Source organism: Streptomyces sp. NRRL S-244 (assembly GCF_000717915.1).
Classification (GTDB): domain Bacteria; phylum Actinomycetota; class Actinomycetes; order Streptomycetales; family Streptomycetaceae; genus Streptomyces.
In genome coordinates, this window is sequence record NZ_JOCX01000002.1 from 331,852 (window position 1) to 349,798 (window position 17,947).

The following is a 17,947-nucleotide window of genomic DNA, read 5'->3' on the forward strand; positions in this document are numbered from 1 at the left end:
CCGGGGAGACGGGGGCGGACCCGTCTCCCCGGCTTCGTCCGTGCTACTGGAGTCCGGTGTGGATCGCGTTGGCCAGCTCGCCGTTGGCCGTGTCTCCGCTGAACTCCCAGAAGAAGGCGCCCTTGAGGCCCTGCTGCTTGGTCCAGTTCATCTTCCCGGCGATGGTGGCGGGGGTGTCGTAGCTCCACCAGTTGCCGCCGCACTTGGCGTAGGCCGTGCCGGCGACGGTGCCGGTCGCCGGGCAGCTGCCCTTGAGCACCTTGTAGTCCTCGATGCCCTGCTCGTACGTGCCCGTGGCGGGCCCGGTGGCGGTGCCGCCGGGGGCGTCCTGGGTGACGCCGGTCCAGCCGCGGCCGTAGAAGCCGATGCCGAGGTTCAGCTTCGAGCCGGCGATGCCCTTGCCCTTGAGCTTGGTGATCGCGGCCTCGGAGTTGAATCCGGCGATCGGGATGCCGGCGTACGAGGTGAGCGGGGAGTGCGGGGCGGTCGGGCCCTTGGCGTCCCACGCGCCGAAGAAGTCGTACGTCATGACGTTGTAGAAGTCGACGTACTGGGAGGCGCCCGCGTAGTCCGCGAGGTCGAGCTTGCCGCCGTTGGAGCCGTCGGCGGAGATCGCGGCGGTCACCAGGTTGCTGCCGCCGAACTTGGTGCGCAGCGCGGACAGGACGTTCTTCAGGGAGGCGGCGCCGCTGGTGTCGCAGGACAGGCCGCAGGCGTTCGGGTACTCCCAGTCGATGTCGATGCCGTCGAAGACGTCCGCCCAGCGCGGGTCCTCGACCAGGCTGTAGCAGGAGTCGGCGAAGGCGGCCGGGTTGGCCGCGGCCTGGCCGAAGCCGCCGGACCAGGTCCAGCCGCCGAAGGACCACAGCACCTTGATGTTCGGGTACTTCGCCTTGAGCTTGCGCAGCTGGTTGAAGTTGCCGCGCAGCGGCTGGTCCCAGGTGTCGGCGACGCCGTCGACGCTCTGGTCGGCGGTGTAGGCCTTGTCGTAGTCGGCGTAGGAGTCACCGATGGTGCACTTGCCGCCCTGGACGTTGCCGAACGCGTAGTTGATGTGGGTGATCTTCGCGGCGGAGCCCGAGGTGACCAGGTTCTTCACGTGGTAGTTGCGCCCGTAGACGCCCCATTCGGTGAAGTAGCCGAGCTTGACCTTGCCGCCCGGGTCCGGGGGAGTGGTGCCGCCGCCGGTGGTGGTGACCGAGACGGAGCCGGAGGCCGGACCCGTCTGGTCGGCGGTGTCGCGGGCGATGACGCTGTACGTGTACGTCGTCCCCTTGGTCAGGCCGGAGTCGCCGTAGCTCGTACCGGTGACGGTCGCCACCTTGGTGCCGCCGCGGTAGACGTCGTAGTTCTTGACGCCCTTGTCGTCGGTGGCCGCGGCCCAGCCGATGGTCAGCGAGGTGTCGGTGACCCCGCTCGCGGTGGGGGTGCCGGGGGCCGACGGCGGGCTGTCGGTGGGGGTCGATCCGCCGTCGCAGGAGCCGCCGTTGACCTTGCAGCCGCTGGGGGCGCCGGAGCCGGCGCCGTTGAAGCCGAAGCTGATCGTGGCACCGGGGGCGAGGGTGCCGTTCCAGCCCACGTTCTTGCCGGTCCAGTGGGTGCCGGAGCTGGTGACGGTGGCGTCCCAGGCGGAGGTGACCGTCGTGCCGGAGGGGTAGTCCCACTCCACGGTCCAGCTGGTGAGGGTGGTGGTGCCGGTGTTCTTCACCGTCCACTTGCCCTCGAAGCCGGTGCCCCAGTCGGAGACCTTGGTGTACGTGGCCGTCGCGGAGGCGGCGGCCTCTGCGGGGCCGGCCAGGGCCACGAGTCCGGCGATGGGCAGGGCGAAGGCGGCCACGGTCGCGGCGATCCTTCGCAGCAGTCGCATGCGGGGTGGGGGTGCCGTGCCTGTTGCGCGTGCTGTGCTCAAGGGTGTTCCTCCGTAGGTCCGTCGCGGCCGTGGGGCCGACCGCGACTGGGGATGGGACCTGCGCCGCCCGTGAGCACGCTTGTCATGGCACGCTCACCACAGTTGCCGCGAGCGTAGAAAGGTCTGGACCAACCGTCAAGAGGTCCAGACCTTCACTCCGTTGGGCCGCTAGAGGCCCAACTCCTGGGCCAGCACGGCCGCCTGGACCCGGCTGCGCAGCTCCAGCTTCCCCAGCAACCTGCTGACGTGCGTCTTCACCGTCGCCTCCGCCATCTCCAGCCGGACCGCGATCTCCGCGTTCGAGAGCCCCTCGCCCAGGCAGCCGAGCACCTCCCGCTCCCGCCGCGTCAGCGAGGCCACCGCCGCGGCCGTCTCCGGCGCCACCGGGGCCTTCACGGGCCGCGGAGCCGCGAACTCGGCGATCAGCCGCCGGGTCACCGCCGGGGCGATCAGGCCCTCCCCGCGCGCGACCGTCCGTACCGCCTCGATCAGCTCCGCCGCGTCCGCGTTCTTCAGCAGGAAGCCCGCCGCCCCCGCGCGCAGGGCGCCGAACACGTACTCGTCCAGATCGAAGGTGGTGAGGACCAGGACGTCCGCCAGCCCCTCCGCGACCACCTGGCGGGTCGCCGACACCCCGTCGAGCCGCGGCATCTGCACGTCCATGAGGACGAGGTCCGGGCGCAGCTCCCGCGCCAGGCGCACCGCCTCCTCCCCGTCCGCCGCCTCGCCCACGACCTCGACGTCGCCCGCGCTGCGCAGGATCAGCACCAGCCCGGCCCGTACGGCCCTCTGGTCCTCGGCCACCACCACCCGGATGCTCATCCGGCCACCGCCTTCTCCTCCGCGGGCAGCTCCGCCCGCACCAGCCACACCGATCCCGTACGGCCCGCCGCGAACTCCCCGCCCAGCAGCTCCGTCCGCTCCCGCATGCCGATCAGCCCGGCCCCCGAGCCGGGGGCGCGGGGGCCCGGCCGGTCCCCGTACGGGGACTCCACCCGTACGGTCAACAGCCCGTCCGCCCGCGTCACGCACACCCGGACCGTGCCCGGGGCGGCGTGCTTGAGGGTGTTCGTCAGCGACTCCTGGACGATCCGGTACGCCGCGAGCTCCACGGGCGCCGGCAACTGCCCCCCGGGCGGCCGGTCGTCGAGCAGTACGAAGTCCAGCCCGCTCGCGGCGCCGTTGACACGGGCCTGCCCCAGCAGCGCGTCGAGCCCGTCGAGGGAGGGCGTGGCGACCGCCTCCTGCTCGGCGCCCGCGTCCCGCAGCAGCCCGATCAGGCGGCGCATCTCGGCCAGCCCCTGCACGCTGTTCTCCCGGATCACCCCGAGGGCCTCCCGGCTCGTCCCGGGGGAGTCGATGGACAGCGCGGCCGTGGAGTGGATGGCGATGGCGGAGAGGTGGTTGGCCACCATGTCGTGCAGCTCGCGGGCCATCCGGGCGCGCTCGGCGACGACGGCCTGGCTGCGGTCCATTTCGGCCAGCAGCGCGGTCTGCTCGGCGCGCAGCCGGGCGGCCTCGGCGGCCTCGCGGTGGTTGCGCAGGGTGGCGCCGGTCAGGGCCGGGCCGAAGCAGACGATGCCGGTGATCACGCCGATCATCAGGGCCTGCGGGGTGCGCAGCCAGGCCACGGAGGCGATGGTGACGGTGATGGTGATCAGGCCGGTGGAGACCGGGAGCCGCCGGGCCATGGCGGGTTTGCCGTAGACGACGGCCGCGTACATCAGGTCCGTGAAGATCAGGACGGTGCCCAGATTCCCCACGGTGAACTGGTCGGCGATCACCCCCACGGTGCCGACGGCCAGCGTGGTGTTGGGCGCCGTGCGGCGCAGCAGCTCCATCGGACCGAGCGCGAGGAGCGGGACCAGGGCGGCCCACGGGGGGAAGAAGTGCCGGTTGCTCGTGCTGTAGATGCCGAGCGACCAGAGCAGCAGCCCCGCGAGCACGCTGAACACCGCGAGGAGGACGTCGTCGCGGTGGGGGCGGAAGATCTTGGTCCGCTCGGTCGGGGCCGGCTTGATCGGGGTCACGGTCCCATCCAACAGGGTGGGGGAGGGCCGGGCGTCGCCGCCGGGGCGGAGGCCGGCCGGGTCGGCACTACACCGAAGGATGCAGTCGCGGTTCGTCACCGGCGACGACGAAGCGGTGCGGATCGGGCGGGAGGCTGGATCCAGTGGTTGTCGGAAGGTCGCAAACGGCAACGGAAGGGAGAATCCGGTGCTCGTCGCACTGATCATCACCTGCGAGGTCGGCTTCTGGGTGCTGCTGGCCGGCGGACTGGCGCTGCGCTACCTGGCGAAGATGCCGAGGCTGGGGGCGGCGGTCCTGCTGTGCGAGCCGCTGCTGGAGCTGGTCCTGCTGGTGGCCTCCGCCGTGGACCTCAAGAACGGGGGCGAGCCGAGCTGGAAGCACGGTCTGGCCGCGCTGTACATCGGTTACACCGTCGGCTACGGCCACTACACGGTGAAGTGGCTCGACCGGCACGCGGCGTACCGCCTCGCCGGGGGCCCGAAGCCGCCCGGCCCGAAGTACGGCAGGGCCAGGGCGGTCCACGAGTGGAAGCTGTGGATCCGCACGCTGGCCGCGGCGGCCGTCGCGCTCGGGCTGCTCCAGGGCGCGATCTGGTACGTGGGCGACGCGGCCGACACCGGCAGCCTGCAGAGCTGGCAGTACGTCGCCCTGCGCGTGCTCGGCATCCAGGCCGTCATCGCCGCCACCTATACGTTCTGGCCGCGCAAGCCTCCCGCGGCCCAGCCGCAGGAGGAACGGGCGGGGGCCGAGCGCTAGCGCTCGCCGCCGGGCACCCAGAGGACGTCGCCGACCTCCTTGTTGGCCGTACGGGCCAGAATGAAGAGGAGGTCGGAGAGGCGGTTGAGGTAGGTCGCGGTCAGCGGGTTCATCACCTCGCCGTGCACCTCCAGGGCCGCCCAGGTGGAGCGCTCGGCGCGGCGGACCACGGTGCAGGCCTGGTGCAGCAGGGCCGCGCCGGGGGTGCCGCCGGGGAGGATGAAGCTGCGCAGCTTCTCCAGCCGCTCGTTGAAGGTGTCGCAGTCGGCTTCGAGCTTGTCGACGTAGAACTGCTCGACGCGCAGCGGCGGGTACTCGGGGTTCTCGATGACCGGAGTGCAGAGGTCGGCGCCGACGTCGAACAGGTCGTTCTGCACCCGTACCAGGACCTTCACGACATCCTCCGGCAGCCCGCCGAGGGCGATCGCCGTGCCGATGGCCGCGTTGGCCTCGTTGGCGTCGGCGTAGGCGGAGATCCGCAGGTCGGTCTTGGCCGTCCGGCTCATGTCGCCGAGAGCGGTCGTGCCCTTGTCGCCGGTGCGGGTGTAGATGCGCGTGAGGTTCACCATGCGGCCAGCCTAGTGAGCCGGGCCGGAATATCGCACGCGGACCTCTCGGCGGCGCCGCTCGGCCGCCGCCGGGCGAACTGGCTGCGGCCGGGCGGATGCTGGGCCGGATCGGTGTGATGTCCGTCAGTTGAGACGTGACGCGTGTTACTTCGCGGTCACACGAACCCCCGCTGGCGCTAGTCTCCGCCGGAGAGGCTACGAGACTGGGCCGTATGGAAGAACGTGGGGTGTGCAGTGGCTGGGAAGCTCGCCGTCATCGGTGCCGGACTGATGGGTTCCGGGATCGCTCAGGTCTCCGCTCAGGCGGGGTGGGACGTCGTACTGCGTGATGTCACCGACGCCGCGCTGACCCGCGGCACCGACGGCATCAAGGCCTCGTACGACAAGTTCGTCTCCAAGGGCAGGATGACGGCCGAGGACGCCGAGGCCGCGCTCGCCCGCATCAAGACCACCACCGACCTCGACGCGGTCGCCGACGCCGACATCGTCGTCGAGGCCGTCTTCGAGAAGCTCGAGGTCAAGCACGAGATCTTCCGCGCGCTCGACAAGCTCGTACGGGACGACGCGATCCTCGCGTCCAACACCTCCGCCATCCCGATCACCAAGATCGCGGCCGTGACGGAGCGTCCGGAGCGCGTCGTCGGCGCGCACTTCTTCTCTCCCGTCCCGATGATGCAGCTCTGCGAGCTCGTCCGCGGCTACAAGACGAGCGACGAGACCCTCGCCGCCACCCGCGCGTTCGCCGAGTCCGTCGGCAAGACCTGCATCGTCGTCAACCGCGACGTCGCCGGGTTCGTGACGACCCGTCTGATCTCCGCCCTGGTCGTCGAAGCCGCGAAGCTGTACGAATCGGGCGTGGCCTCCGCCGAGGACATCGACATCGCCTGCAAGCTGGGCTTCGGTCACGCCATGGGGCCGCTCGCCACCGCCGACCTCACCGGCGTCGACATCCTGCTGCACGCCACCAGCAACATCTACACCGAGTCCCAGGACGAGAAGTTCGCGCCGCCGGAGCTCATGCGCCGCATGGTGGACGCCGGCGACATCGGCCGCAAGAGCGGTCAGGGCTTCTACAAGCACTGAAGCGACACTGAGCGCCAGTTCGAATATCCGCACCCGCACGGGTGAATTAGGTATCGGTTCGCTCACGGTCGGCAACCTCGCTGCCCGAACGGCAGTCAGATGCAGTGAGAGTTGCCGACCGCGGACCAGTCGGATCCCTACGTACCCGTACCCAGGACTGCCGGGAGCACATATGCACATCAGGGGCGACCACGCCGAACTCGCTGTCGGGGGCCGCCTCGACGTGCGCAGCGCGGCGGACGCCCGTACGGCCCTCCACACCGCCCTCGACGACGGCCACGGCGACCTCGTGCTGGACCTCACCGGTCTCGACTCCTGGGACGCGACCGGCCTCGGCGTGATCATGGGAGCCCACCGGCGGGCCGGCCGGACCGGCCGACGTCTCGTCCTGCGCGGGGTGCCGCCGCAGATGCAGCGCCTCCTCGTGGCCACCCGGCTGCACCGCATCCTCGCGATCGAGGGCGGGCTGGAAGCGGAATCCCTCCCGAGGGTCTGACGCGGCCGCCGTCCACCCTTCCTGCGGAAACGTAACGGTCCGGTGGTGATGGCACCCCTGCGGTTCCGTGCACGACCTGGCACCGTCTAGGGTTCGGGCGGAAACCGGACCCGTAGCGACAGCGGAATGTGCGAAGGCCGGACGGTACGACACGACGGCTACGGCGCAGAGCGCGATCGGGGGACTAGGTCATGGACCGCACGCAGGGGCAGCCCGAACCGGTGGAGCAGCCCGCGACGGCACCCGTGCCTCCGGCGAAGACGAAGGCGACGGCGCCCGCGCCCGCGGCGACGGCTTCCGCGCCGCCCGCACCGGCCGCCGCAGGCCCCGCCGTCGCGCGCGTCGTCACCCTCACCGCCGGGGACTTCACGCTCACCGTGAACCCCGTCGACGGCAGCGAGATCGAACCGCGCCGACCCGGCACCGGCGGCAGCGCCCCCGCCAAGCGCGCCGCCGCCGACCGCGCCGCCCGGGACGCCGCCGCGCGGCCGCCCCTCCTGCCCGGCCCCGCCGCCCCGGCCCCGCCGCTCCTCGCCCGCGAGGAGGAGCGCGAGCGCCTCGTACGGCTGCTGGGCCGCGGCCGCTCCGTACGGCTGACCGGACCCGCCGGCTCCGGCCGCAGCGCCCTGCTCGACGCGGTCGCCGCCGACTGCGCGCGGCTGGCGCCCGACGGCGTCGTACGGCTCAGCGGGTACGGGCACCAGCAGCCCGGCGAGCTGCTGCACGCGCTGTACGCCGCCGTGTACGACGCCTCGCAGGAGCGGCCCGAGCGGACCCAACTCCTCGCCCGCGTACGGGACATCGGCGCCATCGTGCTCCTCGACGACCTGGAGATGGGCGGCGCCCCCCTCGACGAGCTGCTGCGCGCCACCCCCGAGTGCGCCTACCTGCTGGCCGCCACCCCCGACACCCGCGCCCCCTCCGACGACTCGCACCTGGAGGAGGTCTTCCTCGCCGGGCTCGGCCGGGCCGACTGCGTGCAGCTGCTGGAAGCGGGCATGGGCCGGGCGCTGACGGAGGAGGAGACCGCCTGGGCGGGCGACCTGCGGTTCGCGTCCGAGGGGCTGCCGCTGCGCTTCGTCCAGGCGGCGGCGCTGCTGCGCCAGCGCGACGAGCGAAACCTTTCCTCCGCCGGGGACGACGACGAGGAGCCCGGAGTCTTCGAGGAGCGGCCGCGCGACGCCGCGTTCGTGGCGCTGCCGACGCTCGCCGAGGGCGCGGCCCCCGCCGAGCTGCTGGCCTCCCGGGTCAGCGAGTCGGCGCGGGCGGCGCTGCGGATCGCGTGCGCGCTGGGCGGGGAGCTCCCGCACCACGCCCACCTGCCGGCGCTCGTGGGGGACACCCACGCCGACGCGGCGGTCGCGGAACTGCTGGGCTGCGGACTGCTCACCCCGGTCGGCACCCGCTACCGGCTGGCCGCCGGGGTCGCACGGCAGCTGGAGGAGGCCGGGTACGGGGACACCGCGGCGGAGGAGGCCCGTACGGCCGCCCGCCACTACGCCTGGTGGACCGGACACGCCTCGGTGACCCCGGAGCGGGTCGCGGCGGAGGCCGACGCGGTGCTGGCTGCGCTGGCCGGCGCGGACGTGGTGGCCGCCGTACTGCTGGCCCGGACCGCGGCCCCCGCGTTCGCGGCCTCCCGTCACTGGGAGGCGTGGGAGCGGGTGCTGCGCTCGGGGGCCGAGGCCGCGCGGAAGGCGGGAGAGGTCGCGGAGCAGGCGTACTTCCACCACGAGCTCGGCGTACTCGCGCTGTGCGAGGGGCGCCTGGACCGGGCGCGGGCCGAACTGGAGGCCTCCATAGGCCTGAAGGGCGCGCTCGCCGACAAGCGGGGCACGGTGGCCGGGCGGCGGGCGCTCGCGCTGGTCACCGACCGGGAGAAGGCGGGGGTGGAGGTGTCGCCGCCGCTGCGGCTGGAGGCGCCGGCCCCTGCGCCTGCGGGGGCTACAGGGGCCACAGGGGCTGCGGAGGCGGTGACGACGGTGCTGCCCGTGGCGGCGCCCACAGCGCCACGGGCGGCAGCGGCGGCACCGGTCGCAGCGGTGGCCGCAGTGGCGCCGGTCGTGCCGGTGATCGGCCGCTCGGAGGCCCCGACGACCCTCACGGAGGTCTTCGAGGAGGCCTTCCCCCTCACCCCGAAGCCGGCGCCGCCGGTGGCGCCCGCACCCGCGCCCGCGCCGCGCAAGCAGCAGCCGCGCCGCAAGCCGGTGCTGCTGGCTGCGGCGGGAGCGCTGACGGTGGTGGCACTGGGCACGGTGATGGCCCTGGCGATGACGGGCTCGGACGACGAACCGCAGAGCCCGGCGGGCGGGGACGGCCCGGCCGTGTCGTCGACGCCGAAGCCCGGGGCGACGGTGCCGGGTGTGCCGGGCACGAGCGGGAACGATCCTGCACCGGATCCGGGAACTCCGGCCCCCGAAGCCTCGGATCCGGGATCCCCGGAATCGGCCGTCACCCCGGACCCGAACCAGCCGCCGCGTCCCCCGTCGCGCAAGCCGGCCTCGCCGCTCCCGTCGCAGAAGCCGTCTCCGACCGGACCGAAGCCCCCGTCGCCGGACCCGACGCCGACGACGCCGACGGCAGATCCCACGCCGCCGGCGCCGACTCCGACACCCACCGCGACGGCCACACCGGCCAGCCCGTCGGCGACGGCGTAAGCCGCGCCGGGCGGGTCAGGGCGGGCCCGGCCGGGTCCGCCCGCGTCCGTGTCCGTCCGCGTCCGTACGGGTCCGCCCGCGTCCGTGTCCGTCCGCGTCCGTACGGGTCCGCCCGCGTCCGTGTCCGTCCGCGTCCGTACGGGTCCGCCCGCGTCCGTACGGGTCCGCCCGCGTCCGTACGGGTCCGCCCGCGTCCGTACGGGTCCGTCCGGGTCCGCGTCCGCCCGGCCCGCCGTCAGAACAGGCGGAGCTTGTCGTCCTCGATGCCGCGCAGGGCGTTGTAGTCCAGAACCACGCAGTCCATGCCGCGGTCCGTGGCCAGAACGCGGGCCTGGGGCTTGATCTCCTGGGCCGCGAAGACGCCGCGCACCGGCGCCAGATGCGGGTCCCGGTTCAGGAGTTCCAGATAGCGGGTCAGCTGCTCGACGCCGTCGATCTCGCCGCGCCGCTTGATCTCCACCGCCACCGTGCCGCCGGAGGCGTCCCGGCACAGGATGTCCACCGGTCCGATCGCCGTCATGTACTCGCGCCGGATCAGCGTGTAGCCGTCGCCCAGCGTTTCGATGCGGTCCGCCAGGAGCTCCTGGAGGTGTGCTTCCACGCCGTCCTTGATCAGACCCGGGTCGATGCCCAGCTCATGGGAGGAGTCGTGGAGGACTTCCTCCATGGTGATGATGAGCTTCTCGCCCGCCTTGTTGACGACCGTCCAGACACCGGCCTCGTCCCCGCTCCCCTCCTTGAGGGTGCAGGGGGGCGACATCCAGTTGAGCGGTTTGTACGCCCGGTCGTCCGCGTGGATCGAGACACTGCCGTCGGCCTTCACGAGGATCAGACGGGGTGCCGAGGGCAGATGGGCGGTGAGCCGGCCCGCGTAGTCGACGGAGCAGCGGGCAATGACGAGACGCATGGTCGGCAACGCTACTCGACGAGAAGGCCTCCACGCGATTCGCCCCCGAAAGCCCCGTTCGCGGATGGCGCGTTGTATGCGCATTCTCCTGGTGCGGCACCCACGGGGCGCCTACCGTGGTGAGCGGGAGGTGGCGGAGCGTGCACTCTGCGTCGCGGCCTCCTTCCCTGCCCGTAAGACTCCGGCAACCCAAACGGCCGGGGTCGCGAGAGGAGAACCCATGTCGCTCGACGTCTCACCGGCCCTACTCGAACAGGCCGAGCGAGGCGAGGTCGACGAAGCCGCTTTCGTCGACTGCGTCCGGACCTCCCTGCCCTTCGCATGGGAGATGATCAGCTCGCTGGTGGCACAGCTGAAGGTGGACGGTGGAGAGTTCGCCGACAACCAGACGCCGCCGCCCGACGAGCAGGCGCGTGGACAGCTGCTGCGCGCTCTCGCGAGTGACGCGATACGTGGTGCGCTGCAGCGGCACTTCGGGGTGCGCCTGGCGTTCCAGAACTGCCACCGGGTGGCCGTGTTCCCGCTGGATCCCTCGTCGGACGACCGGCTCGCCAAGTTCACTTCGATCCGCGGCCAGCTGCTCAACCAGTCGCCCGAGCTCCGGGACTGCTGACCGTACGACCCGTATGACCCGCATGACATGCCTGACGTGCAATGACATGCACAAGATCAGCACGACCGTACTTCGCTGCCGCTCCGTATCGGGGGAGGTGCCATTGATACCGGGGCGGCAGCTTCAGCCGAGACGGGGCAGGACCTCGGCGCCGAGGCGCCGTACGTTCTCCTCCGTCGCGGCGAGATCCCCGGAGCCCTCCGCCAGCAGCGCGAACCGCGTGATGCCCGTCCGCTCCGAGGTGGCCGCCAGCCGGTTCGCCGCCAGCCGCGGGGTGCCCACCGGGTGCAGGTCGCACAGCAGCTCGGTGTAGGCGACGGGGTCCCGCATCGCGCGCTCCCGGCCGTCCACCGTCACGTGCGCGTCCAGCCCCTGCTTCAGCCAGCCCGGCATCGCCTTCAGCAGCGCCTCGCGGGCGTCCGCCGTACGGTCCGCCAGCTGGCACACGCCCGCCGACACGTGCGGGGCGTGCGGGTCGTGGCCCGCCGCCGCGGCCGTACGCCGGTACAGCGCGACCATCTCCGCCTTGTCCTCGTCCCCGCAGTGCATGCCCAGCAGCATCGGCAGCCCCCGCTCCGCGGCCAGCCGCACCGACGCGGGGGAGGTGCACGCGACGATCACTTCCGGCCCTGATCCGTCCCCGTCCAGCGCCTCCGACGGACGCGGTACGACGGCCACTTCGCGGAACCCGTACCGTTCGCCGGCGGCCGCCACCCGCGGCTCGGCCAGCCAGCGCCGCAGCAGGTCCAGGCCCTCCGGGAACTCCTTCTCATAGGCGTCCAGGCCGCCGCCGAACACCTCCAGGTCCACCCAGGGCCCGCCCCGGCCCACCCCCAGCGTGAACCGGCCGCCCGAGGTCAGGTGCAGCAGCGCCGCCTGCTCCCCGAGGGCCACCGGGTGCGTGTTCGGCAGCACGCTCACCGCCGTGCCCACCCGCAGCCGCCGGGTCCGCCCCAGCAGCAGCGCCGCCAGGGTCACCGCCGACGGGCAGACCCCGTACGGGACGAAGTGGTGCTCGGCGAGCCACACCGAGTCGAGCCCCGCCTCCTCGGCCACCTCGGCGGTCCGCACCGCCCGGTGCAGCGCCTCCCCCTGCCCCTGGCCCGGGAACTGGGCCGCCAGTACAAACGCTCCTACGCGCATCGCCTTTACCCTCCTCGTGGCTGACGCGGCCTCCCCCAGGTGGACCGGTTCATCTGTTGGCAACAACGTCTGACACGTGCCAAAGGCACGGCCTGACACGAAAGTTATTGGGATAGTCGGGTCGGCCGACCGCGAGCGTGTCGCCGTCGGCCGACCTCTGTCAGCCACCCTGCGGGTACCCGGCCTCGCTGCGCGTAGTCTGGGAGAAAGTCACTTCCGTTCGCCCATACGTGAGGTATACGTGTCACCGCGCCACAACCGCCCCAGGGGCGGCGAGACTCCGGAAGAACGCCCCCACACCGGCCTCGACCGCTTCGGGCTGGAGCGCACGGAGGAGTACCAGGGCGAGGAGTGGAAGGTCCGCCACGTCGCGGGCGCGAGCGCGGCGGGCAAGCGCTACCGCTGCCCGGGCTGCGACCAGGAGATCCCCTCGGGCACCCCGCACCTGGTGGCCTGGCCGGAGTACGGCGGCGTGGACGACCGCCGGCACTGGCACAAGGCGTGCTGGAACGCGAAGGACCGCCGCACCTCGCGGGTGCAGCGGTCCAGGAACGCTCCCAAGTACTAGACGCCCGCGTAAGTACCGGACGCCCGCGTACGGGATCAGACGTCGCGGCGGCCGACCACCGCGTACGAGCCCGCCACCGCGGCGCCCGTCACCAGCAGGAGCAGCAGCAGCTGGGTCGCGCTGCCGGGCGAGTTCCCGGTGCCGGCGTCCGGCAGGCCGAACAGCCTCATGAGCGCGACCGGGGCGTTGTAGCGGAGCACGGCGCTGCCGATCGGTGCCAGGGTCTCCCACATGCTGAGCATCGCCCCTATCACCGGCGGCAGCGTGACCAGCCCCAGCATCACGGCGATCGCCCCGGCGGAGTGCCGCAGCATCGCCCCGACCGCCAGGCCGAGGATCCCGAGCAGGGTGACGTAGAAGCAGCCGGCCAGCGCGTGGGCCCATTCGCCGGCGCCGTGCGGCCCGGAGGCGGTGCCGCCGCGCAGGATCGCGGAGGCCAGCCCGACCACCGCCACCGAACCGGCGACGGCCAGGAAGGCGCCCCCGGCGAAGACGAGGTACTTCGCGGTCAGCACCCGGGCCCGGTCGGGGGCGGCGGTCAGGGTCGTACGGATCATCCCGGTGCCGTATTCGGAGGTGATCGTCAGGACGCCGAGCACCATCACGGGGATCTGGCCCACCAGCAGCCCGAACAGCGCGGGCGCCGTGAGCGGCACCTCCCGGTAGTCGCTCGAGCGCGTCTCGGAGACGGCCAGCAGCCCGATGCCGACGACGAGCAGCACCAGCGAGCCGAGCGTCCACACGGTCGAGCGCACCGAGATCAGCTTCGTCCACTCGGAGGCCACGGCGTGCCCGAGGTGCGGCCGGGGCGTCTCCAGCGGCGAGCGGTAGCCCTTCGGCCGGTCCGCGGTGCTCGTGGGGCTCGCGGGCGTCGTGGGGCCGGTCATCGGGTGTCCTCGCGGGTGTCCTTGGGGGCGTTCTGGGTGTTCTGGGCGGTCCCGGCGAGCTCGCCGGGGTCGGCGGGCATCAGGAAGGGCTGCCCGCCCGCCCCGGGCGGCGGGGGAGCGAAGAAGGAGCCCCGGGGCACCTCCGGCGCCTGGAGCTCGTCCTCCCACGCGGGGACGGTCAGCGGCTCCGGCTCCCACAGCTCGGCGCGCGGGTCCTCGGTGGAGGTGTACTCCACGTCGGCCTGGGTCATCCGCATGTAGGCCTCCTCCAGCGAGGCCCGGTGCGGGGACAGCTCCCACAGCCGTACGCCCGCCTCGTGGGCGAGGTCGGAGACCCGCGGCAGCTCCAGGCCCGTCACGCGCAGTGCCCCGTCGGGCTCCTGGAGCACCCGGCCGCCGGCTTTGGTCAGGGCTTCACCCAGTGCATCCCGGCCACCGTGATCATTGTCGGCCGCGCGCACCCGCGCGAATCCGGCCGAGTTGTGCGCGATGAATTCCTGGGTGCCCATGTCGGCCAGCAGCCGCCCGCGGCCGATCACGATGAGGTGGTCGGCGGTCAGCGCCATTTCGCTCATCAGGTGTGAGGAGACGAACACCGTGCGCCCCTCTGCGGCGAGCCGGCGCATGAGGGTGCGGACCCAGAGGATGCCCTCGGGGTCGAGCCCGTTGACCGGCTCGTCGAAGAGCAGCACCTGGGGGTCGCCGAGGAGCGCGGCGGCGATGCCGAGGCGCTGGCCCATGCCGAGCGAGAAGCCCTTCGTACGCTGCCGGGAGACGTCCTGGAGGCCGACGACGGCCAGCACCTCGTCCACGCGCTTCTCGGGGATGCCGGAGAGCTGGGCGAGGGAGAGCAGGTGCCTGCGGGCCCGGCGGCCGCCGTGCACGGCCTTGGCGTCGAGCAGGGCCCCGACGTGCCGCTGGGCGTTCGGCAGCTGCCGGAACGGCAGGCCGTTGATCGTCACGCTGCCCGCCGTGGGCCGGTCCAGGCCGAGGATCATGCGCATGGTGGTGGACTTCCCGGAGCCGTTCGGCCCCAGGAATCCCGTCACATGACCCGGCCTGACCTGGAAGGACAGCTGGTCGACGGCGGTCTTGGCGCCGTAGCGCTTGGTCAGGCCGACAGCCTCGATCATTGCTCTGCCTCTGCTCTGCCCCTTGCCAGGACCGGACGGCTTTCGTCCGCGTAAGGGTTAAGAGGATATCCAGTCGCCTACGGTTCCACCCCGGGCCGGATCCCTGAGCTGTCCCTGACTCCGACCCGGGGATGACCCGTAGTACCTGCGGCGTCCTTCGTGGGACGGACGCCGCAGGCCCGTACGGATCAGGCGTCGCGCTTCTTCAGCACCAGGTAGCCCCCGAGTACGGCGGCCAGCACCCACAGGGCCATGATCCCGAAGCCGCCCCACGGTCCGTAGGGGGCCTCGCCGCTGTCCATCGCGCCCGGGACCACCTGCATGATCTTGGAGCCGGCCTGGTCCGGGAAGTACTGCGCGACCTTCCGGGTGGCGCTGACCGCCCCGAGGATCGTCGAGACCAGGAAGAAGAACGGCATCAGGATGCCGAGCGACAGCATCGAGCTGCGCAGGATCGTCGCCACGCCCATCGAGAAGAGGGCGATCATGGCCATGTAGAGGCCGGCGCCGATCACGGCGCGCAGCACGTTCGGCTCGTCGATGCCGATGCTGCGGTCGCCCAGGATGGCCTGTCCCAGGAAGAAGGACAGGAAGCTGGTGACGAGGCCCACGACCAGCGCGAGGCCGGTGGCCACGATGAGCTTGCCGGCCAGGAAGTTCGCCCGGCGCGGCACCGCGGCCAGCGAGGTGCGGATCATGCCCGAGCTGTATTCGGTGCCGACCACCAGCACACCGAAGACGATCATGGCGAGCTGGCCGAGGGTCATGCCCGCGAAGCTGGCCAGCGTCGGGTCGAAGGTGACCTGCTGCTCCTGCGGCATGTCGTCGAAGGTGGCGTTGAAGACGGCGCACAGGCCGGCGCTCACGCCGACCGTGACCACCAGCGCCGCGACCAGGGTCCAGGTGGTCGAGGCGACGGTGCGGATCTTGGTCCACTCGGACCGGAGGACGGCGGGGAAGGAGGACATGGTCACTGCCCGCCCTTGCGCGTCGCCTCGTACCCGGCGCCCCACGCGGGGGCGTCGGCGGCGGGGCCGGGCCCCGGGGGCAGCCCCGGTTCTCCCGGTGCGTGGGCGTGGTACTCGACGGAGTCCGCCGTCATGCGCATGAACGCTTCCTCCAGTGAAGCCCGTTGCGGGCTGAGTTCGTGCAGCACGATCTGGTGCTGGGCGGCCAGCTCGCCGAGTTGCTCCGGGGCCACCCCGTCGATCTCCAGCACCCCGGTGGCCGGGACGCTGATGGCGTCGATCCCGGCTTCGTGCAGGACGTCCTTGAGCCGCTCCTGCTGCGGCGAGCGCAGCCGGACGTAGCTGCGCGAGTTCTTGTGAATGAAATCAGCCATAGACATGTCGGCCAGAAGCTTTCCCTGGCCGATGACGATCAAATGGTCCGCGGTCAGCGCCATTTCGCTCATCAGGTGGGACGAGACGAAGATCGTCCGCCCCTCGGACGCCAACCCCTTCATAAGATTTCTGATCCAGAGAATTCCCTCCGGGTCCAGACCATTGACGGGCTCGTCGAACATGAGGATCTCCGGGTCGCCCAGCAGGGCAGAGGCGATTCCCAGCCGCTGGCCCATGCCCAGCGAAAATCCTTTCGACTTCTTCTTCGCCACCGGCGTCAGCCCGACAAGATCCAGTACCTCCGCGACCCGGCGTTCCGGGATGCGGTTCGACTGGGCAAGGCAGAGAAGGTTGTTGTAAGCGCTGCGGCCGCCGTTCATGGCTTTCGCGTTCAGCAGCGCCCCGATGTGCTTCAGCGGCTCCGGCAGGTCCCGGTAGTGCTTCCCGTCGATCCGGACCGTACCGCTGGTCGGGTTGTCGAGGTCGAGCATCATGCGCATGGTCGTGGACTTCCCGGCCCCGTTGGGGCCGAGGAAGCCGGTCACCACCCCCGGTCTGACCTGGAAGCTGAGGTGGTCCACGGCGGTCTTCGCGCCGAATCGTTTGGTAAGGCCCTCAAGCTCGATCATGCCGCTCACGCTAGAACGCCCGAGGGCCCCACGCCACCTCAAACAGGTGACATAGGGCCCTCGGGCAGGACGTTTGTCCACGAGCCGGTAGACGGCGGCCGTCCGACCGGTCGACCGCCGGTGAACTGCCGTACGTACCAGCGCGCGTACGAGCGCGCGTACTAGCGGCTCTGCTGCGCCGGAACGCCGCGGGTGACCGGCTCGTCGTCGACGATCGGGTTGGCCGCCGCGACGGCCGCACCGGTCAGCGTCGCCAGCATCTCGCGGACGTTGGTGAGCTGGGCGTTGATGGAGTCGCGGCGGTTGGTGAGCGCCGCCAGCTCGCGCTCGGACTCGCTGCGGATGCGGTCCGCCTTCGCGTTGGCGTCGGCGACGATGTCCTCGGCCTGGCGCTGCGCGGTCTCGACGGTCTGGCGGGCGCGGCGCTCGGCGTCCGTACGGAGCTTCTCGGCCTCCAGGCGCAGCTGCTCGGCGCGGTGCTCGATCTCCGCGAGGCGCTTCTCGGCCTTGGCCTGACGCGAAGCCAGGTCGCGCTCGGACTGCTCGCGGCGCTTGGCCAGGTTGGTCTCGAAGTCCGCGGCGGCCTGGGCGGCCTTGGCGCGGGTCTCCTCGAACAGGGCGTCGGCCTCCTCGCGCTTGGAGGCGGCGTCCTTCTGGGCCTCGGCGCGCAGGGTGGAGGCGTCGCCCTTGGCCTTCTCGACGATGCGGACGCCCTCGTCCTCCGCCTTCGACTTGCGGTCGGCGGCGAACGACTCGGCGTCGTTGCGCACCTGCTGGGCAGCCGACTCGGCGAGCTCGCGGTGCTGCTCGGCCGCGCGACGGGCCTCCTCGCGCAGGTCCTTCGCCTCCTCCTCGGCCAGGCGCAGGATCTTCTCGACCCGGGCGCCGAGGCCGGCGTACGACGGCTCGGCGTCGCTCACCTGGGCCTGGGCGTTCTGCGTCTCGAGGTGCAGCTCCTCGATCCGCTTTTCCAGAGAGTTGATACGTCCAAGGGCGCTGTCGCGGTCGGAGACCAGCTTGGTAATGCGGTCGTCCACCTGACCGCGGTCGTAACCACGCCGCACGAGCTCGAAGCCGAAGGGGGAGGAAGTGTCGCTCATGGGGTTCCTGTCGAATGAGACCGATGAGGTGCTACGTGAGGTGTTAGGGGAATCCTAGGCGCCCGAGCGGCGTGTCATCGAGTCAATCCACGTTTGATCTGGACAATGACACCCCATTTGAGT

The 17,947-nt window shown here is 71.9% G+C and carries 17 protein-coding genes; 6 read left to right on the forward strand and 11 right to left on the reverse strand.

Features of this window, described 5'->3' with window-relative positions:
- Nucleotides 1-43: 43 nt before the first annotated feature.
- The 3 genes from IF02_RS0103835 to IF02_RS0103845 all read right to left on the reverse strand — a co-directional run bounded on the left by IF02_RS0103835 (nt 44) and on the right by IF02_RS0103845 (nt 3,951).
- Complete coding sequence (locus tag IF02_RS0103835) at nt 44-1,867, reverse strand: glycoside hydrolase family 18 chitinase (RefSeq protein WP_030153785.1); 1,824 nt, start codon at nt 1,865-1,867, stop codon at nt 44-46.
- Between the two features lie 210 nt (nt 1,868-2,077).
- The gene (locus IF02_RS0103840) at nt 2,078-2,731 is read right to left on the reverse strand and encodes a response regulator (protein WP_030153786.1); all 654 of its coding nucleotides are present in this window, start codon (nt 2,729-2,731) and stop codon (nt 2,078-2,080) included.
- The gene (locus IF02_RS0103845) at nt 2,728-3,951 is read right to left on the reverse strand and encodes a sensor histidine kinase (protein WP_420708084.1); all 1,224 of its coding nucleotides are present in this window, start codon (nt 3,949-3,951) and stop codon (nt 2,728-2,730) included. The genes IF02_RS0103840 and IF02_RS0103845 overlap by 4 nt, the downstream gene beginning before the upstream one ends.
- 175 nt (nt 3,952-4,126) lie before the next feature.
- Between IF02_RS0103845 and IF02_RS0103850 the strand changes: the two genes are divergently transcribed.
- Nucleotides 4,127-4,696, forward strand: a complete 570-nt coding sequence (locus IF02_RS0103850; RefSeq protein WP_030153788.1) for a hypothetical protein — start codon at nt 4,127-4,129, stop codon at nt 4,694-4,696.
- Here IF02_RS0103850 and IF02_RS0103855 read toward each other — a convergent pair.
- Complete coding sequence (locus IF02_RS0103855; protein WP_030153789.1) at nt 4,693-5,265, reverse strand: cob(I)yrinic acid a,c-diamide adenosyltransferase; 573 nt, start codon at nt 5,263-5,265, stop codon at nt 4,693-4,695. The genes IF02_RS0103850 and IF02_RS0103855 overlap by 4 nt on opposite strands.
- Before the next feature lie 234 nt (nt 5,266-5,499).
- On the opposite strand from IF02_RS0103855, the gene IF02_RS0103860 reads away from it, so the two are divergent.
- The 3 genes from IF02_RS0103860 to IF02_RS0103870 all read left to right on the forward strand — a co-directional run bounded on the left by IF02_RS0103860 (nt 5,500) and on the right by IF02_RS0103870 (nt 9,501).
- Nucleotides 5,500-6,348, forward strand: a complete 849-nt coding sequence (locus IF02_RS0103860) for a 3-hydroxyacyl-CoA dehydrogenase family protein (RefSeq protein WP_030153790.1) — start codon at nt 5,500-5,502, stop codon at nt 6,346-6,348.
- Nucleotides 6,349-6,520: 172 nt separating this feature from the next.
- Nucleotides 6,521-6,844: an STAS domain-containing protein gene (locus IF02_RS0103865; protein WP_030153791.1), complete on the forward strand. Its 324-nt coding sequence runs from the start codon at nt 6,521-6,523 to the stop codon at nt 6,842-6,844.
- A gap of 191 nt (nt 6,845-7,035) precedes the next feature.
- On the forward strand, nt 7,036-9,501 hold the full coding sequence (locus IF02_RS0103870; protein WP_051695622.1) for a hypothetical protein: 2,466 nt from the start codon (nt 7,036-7,038) through the stop codon (nt 9,499-9,501).
- A gap of 235 nt (nt 9,502-9,736) precedes the next feature.
- Here IF02_RS0103870 and nucS read toward each other — a convergent pair whose 3' ends face one another.
- Nucleotides 9,737-10,408, reverse strand: a complete 672-nt coding sequence (gene nucS / locus IF02_RS0103875) for an endonuclease NucS (RefSeq protein ID WP_030153793.1) — start codon at nt 10,406-10,408, stop codon at nt 9,737-9,739.
- 220 nt (nt 10,409-10,628) lie between these two features.
- Between nucS and IF02_RS0103880 the strand changes: the two genes are divergently transcribed.
- Nucleotides 10,629-11,021: an SCO5389 family protein gene (locus IF02_RS0103880; RefSeq protein WP_030153794.1), complete on the forward strand. Its 393-nt coding sequence runs from the start codon at nt 10,629-10,631 to the stop codon at nt 11,019-11,021.
- Nucleotides 11,022-11,144: 123 nt separating this feature from the next.
- Here the strand turns inward: IF02_RS0103880 and IF02_RS0103885 are convergent, their stop codons facing one another.
- Complete coding sequence (locus IF02_RS0103885; RefSeq protein ID WP_030153795.1) at nt 11,145-12,164, reverse strand: LLM class flavin-dependent oxidoreductase; 1,020 nt, start codon at nt 12,162-12,164, stop codon at nt 11,145-11,147.
- 241 nt (nt 12,165-12,405) lie between these two features.
- Between IF02_RS0103885 and IF02_RS0103890 the strand changes: the two genes are divergently transcribed.
- A complete protein-coding gene (locus tag IF02_RS0103890) occupies nt 12,406-12,732 on the forward strand; it encodes a hypothetical protein (protein WP_030153796.1) in 327 nt (108 codons plus the stop codon).
- A 35-nt stretch (nt 12,733-12,767) separates the two neighbouring features.
- Here IF02_RS0103890 and IF02_RS0103895 read toward each other — a convergent pair whose 3' ends face one another.
- From IF02_RS0103895 to IF02_RS0103915, 5 genes are all read right to left on the reverse strand, one after another.
- Nucleotides 12,768-13,619, reverse strand: coding sequence for an ABC transporter permease (locus IF02_RS0103895; RefSeq protein ID WP_030153797.1), 852 nt, complete (start codon nt 13,617-13,619; stop codon nt 12,768-12,770).
- The gene (locus IF02_RS0103900; protein ID WP_030153798.1) at nt 13,616-14,752 is read right to left on the reverse strand and encodes an ABC transporter ATP-binding protein; all 1,137 of its coding nucleotides are present in this window, start codon (nt 14,750-14,752) and stop codon (nt 13,616-13,618) included. The genes IF02_RS0103895 and IF02_RS0103900 overlap by 4 nt, the downstream gene beginning before the upstream one ends.
- Before the next feature lie 188 nt (nt 14,753-14,940).
- Nucleotides 14,941-15,720, reverse strand: a complete 780-nt coding sequence (locus tag IF02_RS0103905) for an ABC transporter permease subunit (protein ID WP_030153799.1) — start codon at nt 15,718-15,720, stop codon at nt 14,941-14,943.
- Nucleotides 15,721-15,722: 2 nt separating this feature from the next.
- Complete coding sequence (locus IF02_RS0103910) at nt 15,723-16,724, reverse strand: ABC transporter ATP-binding protein (RefSeq protein ID WP_030153800.1); 1,002 nt, start codon at nt 16,722-16,724, stop codon at nt 15,723-15,725.
- A 161-nt stretch (nt 16,725-16,885) separates the two neighbouring features.
- The gene (locus IF02_RS0103915; RefSeq protein ID WP_030153801.1) at nt 16,886-17,824 is read right to left on the reverse strand and encodes a cellulose-binding protein; all 939 of its coding nucleotides are present in this window, start codon (nt 17,822-17,824) and stop codon (nt 16,886-16,888) included.
- Between the last annotated feature and the right edge of the window lie 123 nt (nt 17,825-17,947).

Coding starts and splice junctions, on each gene's coding strand:
- IF02_RS0103865 (WP_030153791.1), top strand. CDS start 6,521: ATGCACATCAGGGGCGACCACGCCGAACTCGCTGTCGGGGGCCGCCTC.
- nucS (WP_030153793.1), bottom strand. CDS start 10,408: ATGCGTCTCGTCATTGCCCGCTGCTCCGTCGACTACGCGGGCCGGCTC.
- IF02_RS0103885 (WP_030153795.1), bottom strand. CDS start 12,164: ATGCGCGTAGGAGCGTTTGTACTGGCGGCCCAGTTCCCGGGCCAGGGG.
- IF02_RS0103870 (WP_051695622.1), top strand. CDS start 7,036: ATGGACCGCACGCAGGGGCAGCCCGAACCGGTGGAGCAGCCCGCGACG.
- IF02_RS0103835 (WP_030153785.1), bottom strand. CDS start 1,867: ATGCGACTGCTGCGAAGGATCGCCGCGACCGTGGCCGCCTTCGCCCTG.
- IF02_RS0103910 (WP_030153800.1), bottom strand. CDS start 16,724: ATGATCGAGCTTGAGGGCCTTACCAAACGATTCGGCGCGAAGACCGCC.
- IF02_RS0103855 (WP_030153789.1), bottom strand. CDS start 5,265: ATGGTGAACCTCACGCGCATCTACACCCGCACCGGCGACAAGGGCACG.
- IF02_RS0103895 (WP_030153797.1), bottom strand. CDS start 13,619: ATGACCGGCCCCACGACGCCCGCGAGCCCCACGAGCACCGCGGACCGG.
- IF02_RS0103840 (WP_030153786.1), bottom strand. CDS start 2,731: ATGAGCATCCGGGTGGTGGTGGCCGAGGACCAGAGGGCCGTACGGGCC.
- IF02_RS0103905 (WP_030153799.1), bottom strand. CDS start 15,720: ATGTCCTCCTTCCCCGCCGTCCTCCGGTCCGAGTGGACCAAGATCCGC.
- IF02_RS0103880 (WP_030153794.1), top strand. CDS start 10,629: ATGTCGCTCGACGTCTCACCGGCCCTACTCGAACAGGCCGAGCGAGGC.
- IF02_RS0103900 (WP_030153798.1), bottom strand. CDS start 14,752: ATGATCGAGGCTGTCGGCCTGACCAAGCGCTACGGCGCCAAGACCGCC.
- IF02_RS0103915 (WP_030153801.1), bottom strand. CDS start 17,824: ATGAGCGACACTTCCTCCCCCTTCGGCTTCGAGCTCGTGCGGCGTGGT.